We start from the raw sequence: 11863 nt of genomic DNA on the forward strand, positions 1-11863 counted from the left end.
GACGCAGTCATGGAACTTCACGACGTCTGGTTCGTCCTGATCGCCGTCCTGTGGACCGGCTACTTCTTCCTGGAGGGATTCGACTTCGGGGTCGGCATCCTCACCAAGCTGCTCGCCCGGGACCGCCTGGAGAAGCGGGTGCTGATCAACACGATCGGCCCGGTCTGGGACGGCAACGAGGTGTGGCTGCTCACGGCGGGCGGCGCGACCTTCGCCGCCTTCCCCGAGTGGTACGCCACGCTCTTCTCCGGCTTCTATCTGCCCCTGCTGGTCATCCTGGTCTGCCTGATCGTCCGGGGCGTCGCCTTCGAGTACCGCGCGAAGCGGCCCGAGGAGAACTGGCAGCGCAACTGGGAGACCGCGATCTTCTGGACCTCGCTGATCCCGGCGTTCCTGTGGGGCGTGGCCTTCGGGAACATCGTGCACGGGGTGAAGATCGACCGGAACTTCGAGTACGTCGGCACGGTCTGGGACCTGCTCAACCCCTACGCCCTGCTGGGCGGACTGGTGACGCTGACCCTGTTCACCTTCCACGGCTCGGTGTTCACCGCACTCAAGACGGTCGGTGACATCCGGGTACGGGCGCGGAAGCTGGCGACCAAGGTCGGGGTCCTCGCCGCCGCACTGGCGCTGGCGTTCCTGCTGTGGACCCAGGCCGACAGCGGTGACGGCAAGAGCCTGGTGGCGCTGATCGTGGCGGTCGCCGCGCTGGTGGCCGCCCTCGGGGCCAACCTGCGGGGGCGCGAGGGATGGGCGTTCGCCCTGTCCGGTGTGACCATCGTGGCCGCCGTGGCGATGCTCTTCCTCTCGCTCTTCCCGAACGTCATGCCGTCGTCGCTCAACGGGGACTGGAACCTCACGGTCACCAACGCCTCGTCGAGTCCGTACACCCTGAAGATCATGACGTGGCTCGCGGCGATCGCCACGCCGCTCGTCATGCTCTACCAGGGCTGGACCTACTGGGTGTTCCGCAAGCGGATCGGTACGCAGCACATCGCGACCGAAGCCGCGCACTGAGTCCGAGGAGTGGGTGTTTCACGTGAAACACCCACTCCGGGTCGAAGGGCATGTTTCACGTGAAACCTATTGATCCCCGTCTGCTGCGTTACGCCCGTGCCACCCGGCTCTTCCTGGTGGCCGTCGTCGGCCTCGGTGTCGTGGGCGCCGGGCTGGTCATCGCCCAGGCCATGCTGATCGCCGAGGTGGTCGTCGGTGCCTTCCAGCACGGTCACTCCGTCTCCGAACTCCGCACTCCTCTGCTGCTGTTGGTGGCTGTGGCCGTCGGCCGGGCGCTGGTCTCCTGGCTCACCGAACTCGCCGCGCACCGGGCGAGCGCGGCGGTCAAGTCCGAGCTGCGGGGCCGGCTCCTCGACCGGGCCGTGGCGCTCGGTCCCGGCTGGCTGAGCGGTCAGCGGACGGGGTCGCTGGTCACCCTCGCCACGCGCGGGGTCGACGCCCTCGACGACTACTTCTCGCGCTACCTGCCGCAGTTGGGGCTGGCGGTGGTCGTACCGGTCGCGGTGCTGGCGCGGGTCGTCACCGAGGACTGGGTGTCCGCGGCGATCATCGTCGGGACCCTGCCGCTGATCCCGCTCTTCATGGTCCTGATCGGCTGGGCGACCCAGTCCCGGACGGAACGTCAGTGGCGGCTGCTGTCCCGGCTCTCCGGCCACTTCCTGGACGTGGTCTCCGGCCTTCCCACGCTGAAGGTGTTCGGCCGGGCCAGGGCGCAGGCCGAGTCCATCCGCCGGATCACCGGCGAGTACCGGCAGGCGACCATGCGGACGCTGCGGATCGCCTTCCTCTCGTCGTTCGCGCTGGAACTGCTCGCCACGCTGTCGGTGGCGCTGGTCGCCGTGACCATCGGCATGCGGCTGGTCCACGGCGACATGGACCTGTACATCGGGCTGGTCATCCTGATCCTGGCGCCCGAGGCGTATCTGCCGTTGCGGCAGGTGGGCGCCCAGTTCCACGCGGCGGCGGAGGGGCTGGCGGCGGCGGAGGAGATCTTCGCGGTACTGGAGACGCCGGTGCCGGTGCCCGGGGCCGGTGCGGTGCCCAGCGGTGCTGCTCTGGCCTTCGACGGGGTGACGGTCCGCTACCCGGGGCGCTCGGCGGACGCGGTGACCGACGTGTCGTTCACGGTCGAGCCCGGGGAGACCGTCGCACTGGTCGGCCCGAGCGGTGTGGGCAAGTCGACGCTGCTGAACGTCCTGTTGGGGTTCGTGCGGCCGGCGCGGGGGCGGGTGCGGGTCGGGGACGCCGATCTCGCCGACGTCGACCTGGCGGAGTGGCGGTCGCGGATCGCATGGGTGCCGCAGCGACCGCATCTGTACGCCGGGACGATCGCCGAGAACGTACGGCTCGCGCGCCCCGACGCGGACGACGACGCCGTCCGGGGGGCGCTGCGGGATGCGGGGGCGCTGGAGTTCGTGGAGGCGCTGCCGGAGGGGGCGGAGACGGTGCTCGGCGAGGACGGGGCCGGTCTGTCCGCGGGGCAGCGGCAGCGGCTGGCGTTGGCGCGGGCGTTTCTGGCAGACCGGCCCGTGCTGTTGCTGGATGAGCCGACGGCTGCGTTGGACGGGGCGACCGAGGGGGAGGTCGTGGCGGCGGTACGGCGGCTCTCCGAGGGGCGGACGGTGTTGCTGGTGGTGCACCGGCCGGCGCTGCTCTCGGTGGCGGACCGGGTGGTGCGGGTCTCCGGCAGCGAGGCACCCAGGGGGCTCCGCCCCCTGGACCCCCAGAACCTTCGCCCACCCACCACCCGACTCGGTCAGTCGGAAGGCGAGGTCGCGGAGGGGCTCGGCGGGCCGGAAAGCGACGGTGTGGAGCGGCTCGGTGGGCCGGGAAGCGAGCACTCGGACCGGCTCGGGCGATCGGGACACGAGGTTGGGGAGCGACTCGGCCAGCGCGAGGGCGAGGCTGCGGAGCGGCTCGCGGGGGCGGGAAGCGAGGGTGTGGAGCGGCTCGGTGGGCCGGGAAGCGACGGTGTGGAGCGGCTTGGAGGGTGGGAAGGCCGGGGTGCGGAGCGGCCCGGAGGGTGGGAAGGCGACGGTGTGGAGCGGTTCGGAGGGGAGGAAGGGGAAGCGGCGGAACAGGGTGGGCGGGGTGTGGGTGGCTTTGTGGAGTCGGGGGGTGGGCGGCCATGGAGTGTGCTGGGCCGGGTTCGAGCCGCCTCCGGGGCCCGGCGGGGGCGGTTGCTGCTTGCGCTTCTGCTGGGGGCTCTCGCGCTCGGCAGTGCCGTCGGGCTGATGGCGACCTCCGGGTGGCTGATCTCGCGGGCCTCGCAGCAGCCGCCGGTGCTGTATCTGATGGTCGCCGTGACGGCCACGCGGGCCTTCGGCATCGGGCGGGCCGTGTTCCGGTACGGCGAGCGGCTGGTGTCGCACGACGCGGTGCTGCGGATGCTGGCCGACACGAGGGTCGCCGTGTACCGGCGGCTGGAGCGGCTTGCGCCCGCCGGGCTGCGGGCGACCAGGCGGGGCGACCTGCTCAGCCGGCTGGTCGCCGACGTGGATACCCTGCAGGACTACTGGCTGCGGTGGCTGCTGCCCGCCGGAGCCGCGGTGGCGGTGTCCGCCGGGGCCGTGGGCTTCACGGCATGGCTCCTGCCCGAGGCCGGGGCCGCGCTCGCGGCGGGGCTGCTGGCGGCCGGTGTCGGCGTTCCGCTGGTGACCTCGGCCGTGGCCCGGCGCACCGAACACCGGCTGGCACCGGCCCGCGGGCTGCTCGCCACCCGGGTCACCGACCTGCTCACCGGCACCGCCGAACTGACCGTCGCCGGTGCGCTGCCGGCCCGTACCGACGCGGCCCGGCGGGCCGACGGCACGCTCACCCGGATCGCCTCGCGCGGGGCCACGGCCACCGCACTCGGTGACGGGCTGACCGCGCTGCTGACCGGCCTGACCGTCGCGGCCACCGCGCTGCTGGGGGCCCAGGGGGTCGCCGACGGCCGGCTGAGCGGGGTGGTGATGGCGGTCGTCGTGCTCACGCCGCTGGCCGCCTTCGAGGCCGTACTGGGTCTGCCTCTGGCCGTGCGGCACCGGCAGCGGGTGCGCAGGAGCGCCGAGCGCGTCTACGAGGTGCTGGACGCGCCCGAGCCCGTGCGGGAGCCGGAGCGACCGCGTCAGGCGCCCGCCACGCCCTTCCCGGTCGTCCTCAAGGGCCTGACGGCCCGGTACCCGGGGCAGTCGCGGGACGCGCTCGCCGGGCTCGACCTCACCCTGCACGAGGGGCGCAGGGTCGCCGTGGTCGGTGCGTCCGGCGCCGGCAAGTCGACCCTCGCCCAGGTCATGCTGCGGTTCCTCGACCCGGGCGCGGGCTCCTACACGCTCGCCGGCGTCGACGCGTACGGCATGGACAGCGACGACGTACGGCGGCTCGTCGGGCTGTGCGCCCAGGACGCGCACCTCTTCGACAGCTCCGTGCGGGAGAACCTGCTGCTCGCCCGGAAGGGCGCCACCGAGGAGGAGTTGCGGGACGTGCTGGGCCGGGCCCGGCTGCTCGACTGGGTGGACGGGCTGCCCGACGGGCTCGACACCCTCGTAGGCGAGCACGGGGCGCGGCTGTCCGGCGGGCAGCGGCAGCGGCTGGCGCTCGCCCGGGCCCTGCTCGCCGACTTCCCGGTGCTGGTGCTGGACGAGCCGGCCGAGCATCTCGACCTGCCCACGGCGGACGCGCTCACCGCGGACCTGCTGGCCGCCACCGAGGGCCGTACGACACTGCTCGTCACGCACCGGCTGGCGGGCCTGGAAGCCGTGGACGAGGTGATCGTCCTCGACGCGGGTCGGGTGGTGCAGCGCGGGAGCTACGCGGAGCTTGCCGCCACGGCCGGGCCACTGCGGGACATGGCGGAGCGGGAGGCCGCGGCGGATTCGCTGGTCGGAGCCCGCTAGTGCGGTGGCCCGGCGGCCCGGTAGCGCGGTGGCCCGGTACTGCGGTGGCCGGCGCGGCGGGTGGTCTCAGGCGCGGGCGGCGAGCAGCTCCTCGATCACGACGGCCACCCCGTCCTCGTTGTTGGCGACCGTGCGGCCGGAGGCGGCGGCGACCGCGGCGGGGTGGGCGTTGCCCATGGCGTACGACTGGCCGGCCCAGGTCAGCATCTCGACGTCGTTGGGCATGTCCCCGAAGGCGACGACCTCCGCGGGCGAGATGCCGCGCTCCGCGCACTCCAGGGCGAGCGTGCTGGCCTTGGAGACGCCCGGGCCGCTGATCTCCAGCAGGGCACTGGGACTGGACCGGGTGACGGTGGCGCGCTCGCCGATGGCGAGGCGGGCGAGCGTGAGGAACGCGTCGGGGTCCAGGTCGGGGTGGTAGGCGAGGATCTTGAGCACGGGCTCGCCGGCGCTCGGACCGTCGGCCGCGAGGATCTCCTCGGCGACGAGCAGGTGGTCCGGTATCTCCAGGTGCAGCTTGGGATAGGCGGGCTCCTGGTGGAAGCCGTAGGTCTGCTCGATCGCGTACACGGTGCCGGGCGCGGCCTCGCGCAGCAGCCGTACCGCGTCCAGTGCGTTCTCCCGGGCCAGGTCGCGCACCTTCACGAAGCGGTGGGCGCCGGGGCCGCCGTGCAGGTCGACCACGGCCGCGCCGTTGCCGCAGATCGCCAGGCCGTGGCCGTGGACGTGGTCGCTGACGACGTCCATCCAGCGGGCCGGGCGGCCGGTGACGAAGAAGACCTCGACACCGGCCTCCTCGGCGGCGGCCAGCGCGGCGACCGTCCTCGGGGAGACCGACTTGTCGTCGCGCAGCAGGGTGCCGTCGAGATCGGTGGCGATCAGCCGGGGCGGGGTCGCGAAGGCAGGGGTCTCGGGCTGTCGGGTCGCTGAGGTCACCGGGCTATTCTCGCGCATATGCCCGCACGGCCGTGCGGGCGGGCGCACAGATGAGACACAGACGACTCCGCAGGGCCCTCGGCCGCGCCTCAGGCGAGTTGGGCCAGGGCCTCCATGGCGATCTGCTCGAAGACCTTCTGCTCGGCCGCGAAGTCCGAGTCGGGGATGGGCCAGTGGATCACCAGCTCGGTGAAGCCCAGCTCCTGGTGGCGGCCGGCGAAGTCCACGAAGGCGTCCAGGGATTCCAGGGGACGGCCGCGGTCCGGGGTGAACCCGGTGAGCAGGACCTTGTCCAGACCGGTCACGTCCCGGCCGATCGCCGCGCAGGCCTCGGCGAGCTTGCCCAGCTGCCCGCGGAGCGCCTCCACCGACTGCTCGGGCGTGCCGTTCTCGTACAGCTTCGGGTCGCCGGTGGTCACCCATGCCTGGCCGTGCCGCGCGGCCAGTTTCAGCCCGCGCGGGCCGGTGGCGGCGACCGCGAAGGGCAGCCGGGGCCGCTGCACGCAGCCGGGAATGTCGCGCGCCTCGTGGGCCGAGTAGAACGCGCCCTCGTACGTCACGGAGTCCTCGGTGAGCAGCCGGTCGAGCAGCGGCACGAACTCGGCGAACCGGTCGGCGCGCTCGCGCGGGGTCCACGGCTCCTGGCCGAGCGCGGTGGCGTCGAAACCGTTGCCGCCCGCGCCGATGCCGAGGGTGAACCGGCCGCCGGAGATGTCGTCGAGGGAGATCAGCTCCTTGGCGAGGGGCACCGGATGCCGGAAGTTCGGCGAGGTGACGAGCGTGCCGAGGCGCAGCCGGTCGGTGACGGCCGCGGCGGCGGTCAGCGTCGGGATCGCCCCGAACCACGGGCCGTCCCGGAAGCTGCGCCAGGACAGGTGGTCGTAGGTGTAGGCGGTGTGGAAGCCCAGTTCCTCGGCCCGCGTCCAGGCGGCGCTGCCGCCCTCGCTCCAGCGGCGGTACGGGAGGATCACGGTGCTCAGACGCAGACTCATGCGTCCGAGACTAAGGGGACCCGGTGACGGCGGACGAAACGGTCACCGTATGCGGCTGTTCAGCCACGGCGTGAGCAGGCCGACGGTGAGGTGCTCCTTGTAGGTGCGGTCCCCGGGCAGGGGCACGACCAGCCATGCGGCGGGCGGGAAGCGGCGGGTCCGGACGTGGGCCAGGCCGCCGAAGACGGAGCGCAGGAACGTGGGCACGTCGTCGCGCGGGACGTCGTGGTACTCGACGCCTTCGACGGTGATCAGCGCGTCGTCGTCGGGGTAGAGCCGTACGCTCACCCGGGGCACCCCGCCGAACTCGGCGTACGCCTCGTGCGGCAGCGAACCGTCCGGGTCCAGGGTGACGCCGAAGCCCGCCGCGCTGCGGCGCGAGGTCTGGTCGGCGCCGATGTCATGGGTCACCTCGATCTCGCGGCCGTACTCGGCGGCGATCGCGCGGACCGCGGTGACGGCCGCCTGGGTGGTCGGAAGGTGCTCCTGGCGTCCTGGTACTCCGAATGGTCCATACCACTCATGATGCCGGGGTCAGTGCGGATCGGGGAAGCGCAGGTACTTCGGCGGTACGGTCCGCGTCAGCCACACCCCGTTCGCGCTGATGTGGAAGACGTGCCCGTCCCGGTGCATCGCGCCCGTGTCGACCGACAGCACGACCGGGCGTCCGCGTCGGGCACCGACCCGTGTCGCGGTCTCCCGGTCCGCCGACAGATGCACGTCGTGCCTGTTCATCGGCTTGAGGCCCTCGCTCCGGATCGCCTCCAGGTTCCGTGCGACGGTGCCGTGGTAGAGGTACGGCGGCGGGGTCGCCGGGGGCAGTCCGAGGTCGACGTCGATGCTGTGGCCCTGGCTGGCGCGGATCCGGGTGCCCTCGATCGCGAACCGCTGCTTGTCGTTGGCGGCGACGACGTGGTCCAGTTCCTCGCGGCTGACCGGGAAACCGTGCGCCGCCACCGCCGCGAGCAGCGTGTCGATCTCCACCCAGCCCGCCTCGTCCAGGCGGAGCCCGATGCGTTCGGGCTGGTGGCGCAGGTGTTTCGAGAGGTACTTCGACACCTTCACGGTGCGCCGCTCGTCCCGCGTTCCTTCGTTGTGTCTCGCGTTCATGCCATCAGCGTGCCGGGCGAGACGCGGATCACGCAGATATTTTTTGCCGCAGGTTTGATCCACAACCAAGTGCGGTTATCCACAAGGAAATTGGCCGAGTTGTGGACAAGTACTGGGCATTTCACGGTGTTTCGTCAAGATCGTTAACAGGGCGGTGATCTGTGGCGAGGGTGTCCAACTGTCGTGCCCCGACCTCGCGTTCGGCCGCCAGTGCGATGAACTCCGCGATGCGGTCCGGGCCAACGAGGCGTCGCACGGCCTGAATCGTCCCGACGGGGAGGGACACGGGACGCGTCTCGTCCGGGGTTTTCGGCTGCTCTTCCGCGCCGAGCTGCCGGCGTACCTCGCGGGTCGCGAACAGGCGCATGGCGCGGGCCAGTTCGGCGTCCACCGTCTGCCGGGCCAGGGGGCGCAGGCGCCGTACGAGCGAGGCCGCCTCGGCCGCGCCGGCGTCGGTGCGGTGGCCGGGGTCGTCGAGGTAGCGGGCGAAGACGTGTTCGGTGGTGAACTCCAGGAAACGGGCGGCTATGTGCTCGACCTGGAGTCTCAACTCCCGCAGGTGCTCGGAGATCGCGAGGAGCGGGACGCCGGCCGCGTACAACTCGGCTGCCACGGCGAGCTCCTGGGGGCTCGGGACGAGGAAGGAGCCGGGGTCGTCGGCCACCGGTTCCAGTACGCCGAGGGCCACGGCCTCGGCCACGGCCGCGTCGTCGGGGGTGCCGCCGAAGCGGGCGTCCAGATCCGCGCGGCTCAGGCGCACCGGTTCCTCGTCGGTCCAGGGGCCCTCGGCCTCGGTGACCAGCCCGAGGACGCCGGCCAGGCCGCGGCCGGTGTCCCAGGCGTCGAGCAACTCCTTGATGGAGGCGAGGGTGTAGCCGCGGGAGAGGAGGTCGGCGATCTGGTGGAGGCGGGTGAGGTGGGCGTCGGAGTAGAGGTTGGCGCGGCCCTGGCGTTCGGGGCGGGGGAGGAGGCCCTTGTCCTGGTAGGCACGGATGGTTCGGACGGTGGTGCGGGAGAGGTGGGCGAGGTCCTCGATGCGGAGGGTGGGGGTGGCCGGGGGGTCGGTCATGTGGGGGTTCCTTGGGTGGTGCGGGTGGGGTGGGGCCGGGGGTGGGGACGCTTGCTGGCGCTGGCAGGGTGCCGCTGTGCCCACCCGTGCCGCCCCAGCGGCACGACTGCCCGCAGCTGGACAGCCCCGTAAGGGGCGCGGGGAACTGCGCGAGCGGTCCCCACCGGCCCGCAGCCGAAGCACGGCCCCCTACAACCGTGGCTCCACCCTCGCGAGCCTCCTCAACACCCCCGGCGCCACCCGCGAAAGCACCCGCATCCCCCGTGCCTCCGCCGTCACCGGTACGACCGCGCGGTTGTGTTCCACCGCGTCCAGGATCGCTGAGGCGACCTTCTCGGGCGGGTAGTTGCGCATCGCGTACAGCTTGGCCGAGCGCTGCTGACGGCGGCGCTGTTCCTCCTCGTCGACCCCGGTGAAGCGGGCCGTCGACGTGATGTTGGTGTTGATGAAGCCGGGGCAGATCGCCGTCACCCCGATGCGCCGGGAGGCCAGTTCGGCGCGCAGGCACTCGGACAGCATCAGGACCGCCGCCTTGGAGGTGCTGTAGGCCGGCAGGGCGCGGGAGGGCTGGTAGGCCGCCGCCGACGCGACGTTGACGATGTGGCCGCCCTGGGCGCGGTCCGCCATCCGGGCCCCGAAGAGGCGGCAACCGTGGATCACGCCCCAGAGGTTGACGTCGAGGACCCGCTGCCAGTCCTCCGTCGTCGTCGTGAAGAAGGAGCCCGACAGGCCGATGCCGGCGTTGTTGACCAGCACGTCCAGGACGCCGTACTCGCGGTGGACCTTCTCCGCGAGCTTCTCCATGGCCTGCTCGTCGGAGACGTCGGCCGTCTCCGCCCACGCGTCCGCCGCGCCGGCCAGCCGGGACAGCTCGGCGGTGCGGGCGGCGGCCTCCGCGTCCCGGTCCACCGCCACCACCCGCGCGCCCGCCTCCGCGAACGCGAACGCCGTCGCCCGCCCGATGCCGCTGCCCGCGCCGGTGACCAGCACCAACTGGCCGCCGAACCGCTGGGCATGGCGGTCGGCGGGCTTCGGCTCCGCCCCCGGGCCGTCCTCCACCGACCGCACGAACTCCTCGATCCAGGCCGCCACCTGGTCCGGCCGGGTGCGCGGGATCCAGTGCTTGTCGGGCAGGGTGCGCCGGGTGAGCCGGGGTACCCAGTGCTCCAGGTCGTCGTAGAGCCGCTCGGAGAGGAACGCGTCGCCGAGGGGTGTGATGAGCTGCACGGGCGCGTGCGCGTACGCGTCCTCGCGCGGGCGGCGCAGCCGGGCCCGTACGTTGTCGCGGTACAGCCAGGCGCCGTGTGCCGCGTCGGAGGGCAGGGAGGCCGTCGGGTAGTCGCCCGGCGGGAGCTTCTCGGCCCGTTGCAGGATCCTCGGCCAGGCCTTGCCGAGCGGGCCCCGCCAGGCCAGTTCGGGCAGCGCGGGGGTGTGCAGCAGGTACACGTACCAGGACTTGGCGCCCTGGCCGAGCAGCTGGCCCACCCGGCGGGGGGTCGGGCGCCGCACGCGCGCGTCGATCCAGTGCCCGAAGTGGTCCAGGGACGGCCCGGACATCGACGTGAAGGAGGCGATACGGCCCTGCGTGCGCCCCACCGTGGCGAACTCCCAGGACTGCACCGAGCCCCAGTCGTGGCCGACGAGGTGGACCGGGCGGTCCGGGCTGACCGCGTCGAGCACCGCCAGGAAGTCGTCCGTGAGCTTGGCGAGGGTGAAGCCGCCGCGCAGGGGTTGCGGGGCCGTGGAGCGGCCGTGGCCGCGGACGTCGTACAGGACGACGTGGAAGCGGCCGGCGAGCCGGGTCGCGACCTCGGACCAGACCTCCTTGCTGTCCGGGTAGCCGTGGACCAGGACGACCGTCGGGTCCGCCGGGTCGCCCAGCTCCGCCACGCACAGGTCGACGCCGCCCGTGTGTACCCGGCGCTCGCGCGCGCCTTCCAGTGCCGTCACTTGTCCTCCGCCCAGCGCCGCATGTGCGGCAGATCGTCGTCCAGCCAGAAGGCGCCCTGCTCGGGGTCCCGGGAGTCGGTGACCACGAGGATCTCCTCGAACTTGGCGCCCGTGCCGCGGAAGCCGAGGTGCGGTTCGACCGCCCACAGGCCCGGCTGCGGCGGGTGGTCGGAGAACCGGTACGGCGACCACAGGGGCGACCAGCCCTCGCGGTGGCCGTGCAGCGCGTCGGCCGCGAGCCCCTTCAGGGACTGGGTGCCGAACCCGAAGAGGTGCGGTGACCAGCGGCGCTGCCGCACCCGGTCCACCTTGTGGGCGATCACCCCGAACGGGTACGCGCGGTGCCGGTTGGCGTAGCCCTGGCGGACCATCAGACGGTCCACGTCCTCGTAGATCTCGCGCAGCGGACGCCGCTCGCGCACCTCGCGCAGGATCAGCTCCCGGTGTGCCTCCAGGTCGGCCATCAGCCGGTCCTGCACGGGGTTGGGCCCGAGGGAGCCCGAGTAGCCGATGTCGGCCGTGCAGCCCTCGAACACCGGTGCCATGTCGAGGATGAACGGCATGCCGGGCTCGAGCCGGCGGTCGGTCGGGAAGAACTGCAGCGGGATGCGGAAGTTCGTGAACGCCGTGCGGTCGCCGAACCAGGCGAAGGGGAGGTGGAACCAGTCCCGCACACCCCGCGCGCGCAGCCACTCGCGCTGCATCCGGGCCGCCTCGCGCTCGGTGATCCCCGGCTCCAGCCGGGCGGCGACCGCCTCCGCGCACTCGTACGCGAGCCGCTGCACCCGCCGGAAACCCTGGAGCTCCGTGGTGCGTTCTTCCTTCGATGCCGCTGCCGTCGTCATCCGCCCCGTCCCGTCCCCGTCTCCGTCGACTGCGGTACGTGCCCGTAACTTGACACCGATGAATGT

9 protein-coding genes are annotated in these 11863 nt (G+C 72.6%); 2 read left to right on the forward strand and 7 right to left on the reverse strand.

Annotated features, from left to right (window positions below; translation table 11 throughout):
- Positions 1-9 precede the first annotated feature (9 nt).
- Positions 10-1017 (forward strand): cytochrome d ubiquinol oxidase subunit II, encoded by a 1008-nt coding sequence (gene cydB / locus AB0D74_RS05230; RefSeq protein WP_362580725.1) that lies wholly within the window; start codon positions 10-12, stop codon positions 1015-1017.
- A gap of 50 nt (positions 1018-1067) precedes the next feature.
- Positions 1068-4895 (forward strand): thiol reductant ABC exporter subunit CydD, encoded by a 3828-nt coding sequence (cydD, locus tag AB0D74_RS05235; protein WP_362580727.1) that lies wholly within the window; start codon positions 1068-1070, stop codon positions 4893-4895.
- 66 nt (positions 4896-4961) lie between these two features.
- Here cydD and AB0D74_RS05240 read toward each other — a convergent pair whose 3' ends face one another.
- The 7 genes from AB0D74_RS05240 to AB0D74_RS05270 form a co-directional block, all read right to left on the reverse strand.
- On the reverse strand, positions 4962-5849 hold the full coding sequence (locus tag AB0D74_RS05240; protein WP_362580729.1) for an HAD-IIB family hydrolase: 888 nt from the start codon (positions 5847-5849) through the stop codon (positions 4962-4964).
- A gap of 71 nt (positions 5850-5920) precedes the next feature.
- Positions 5921-6823, reverse strand: coding sequence for an LLM class flavin-dependent oxidoreductase (locus AB0D74_RS05245; RefSeq protein WP_362580731.1), 903 nt, complete (start codon positions 6821-6823; stop codon positions 5921-5923).
- A 42-nt stretch (positions 6824-6865) separates the two neighbouring features.
- A complete protein-coding gene (locus AB0D74_RS05250; protein ID WP_362581007.1) occupies positions 6866-7264 on the reverse strand; it encodes a hypothetical protein in 399 nt (132 codons plus the stop codon).
- 93 nt (positions 7265-7357) lie between these two features.
- Positions 7358-7933, reverse strand: a complete 576-nt coding sequence (locus AB0D74_RS05255; RefSeq protein ID WP_362580733.1) for an RNA 2'-phosphotransferase — start codon at positions 7931-7933, stop codon at positions 7358-7360.
- A gap of 121 nt (positions 7934-8054) precedes the next feature.
- Positions 8055-9002 carry a MerR family transcriptional regulator gene (locus AB0D74_RS05260; RefSeq protein WP_362580734.1) on the reverse strand — a complete coding sequence of 316 codons (948 nt, stop codon included), beginning with the start codon at positions 9000-9002 and terminating at the stop codon, positions 8055-8057.
- Positions 9003-9191: 189 nt separating this feature from the next.
- On the reverse strand, positions 9192-10952 hold the full coding sequence (locus AB0D74_RS05265; RefSeq protein WP_362580736.1) for an SDR family oxidoreductase: 1761 nt from the start codon (positions 10950-10952) through the stop codon (positions 9192-9194).
- Complete coding sequence (locus tag AB0D74_RS05270) at positions 10949-11797, reverse strand: M24 family metallopeptidase (RefSeq protein ID WP_362580738.1); 849 nt, start codon at positions 11795-11797, stop codon at positions 10949-10951. The genes AB0D74_RS05265 and AB0D74_RS05270 overlap by 4 nt, the downstream gene beginning before the upstream one ends.
- Positions 11798-11863 lie beyond the last annotated feature (66 nt).

It is taken from the genome of Streptomyces sp. NPDC048278, from assembly GCF_040652195.1.
Classification (GTDB): Bacteria; Actinomycetota; Actinomycetes; order Streptomycetales; family Streptomycetaceae; genus Streptomyces.

Excerpts from the sequence above, each read along its gene's own strand:
- cydB (WP_362580725.1), top strand. The coding sequence starts at position 10 with ATGGAACTTCACGACGTCTGGTTCGTCCTGATCGCCGTCCTGTGGACC.
- AB0D74_RS05255 (WP_362580733.1), bottom strand. The coding sequence starts at position 7,933 with ATGAACGCGAGACACAACGAAGGAACGCGGGACGAGCGGCGCACCGTG.
- AB0D74_RS05270 (WP_362580738.1), bottom strand. The coding sequence starts at position 11,797 with ATGACGACGGCAGCGGCATCGAAGGAAGAACGCACCACGGAGCTCCAG.
- AB0D74_RS05245 (WP_362580731.1), bottom strand. The coding sequence starts at position 6,823 with ATGAGTCTGCGTCTGAGCACCGTGATCCTCCCGTACCGCCGCTGGAGC.
- AB0D74_RS05240 (WP_362580729.1), bottom strand. The coding sequence starts at position 5,849 with ATGCGCGAGAATAGCCCGGTGACCTCAGCGACCCGACAGCCCGAGACC.
- AB0D74_RS05260 (WP_362580734.1), bottom strand. The coding sequence starts at position 9,002 with ATGACCGACCCCCCGGCCACCCCCACCCTCCGCATCGAGGACCTCGCC.
- cydD (WP_362580727.1), top strand. The coding sequence starts at position 1,068 with ATGTTTCACGTGAAACCTATTGATCCCCGTCTGCTGCGTTACGCCCGT.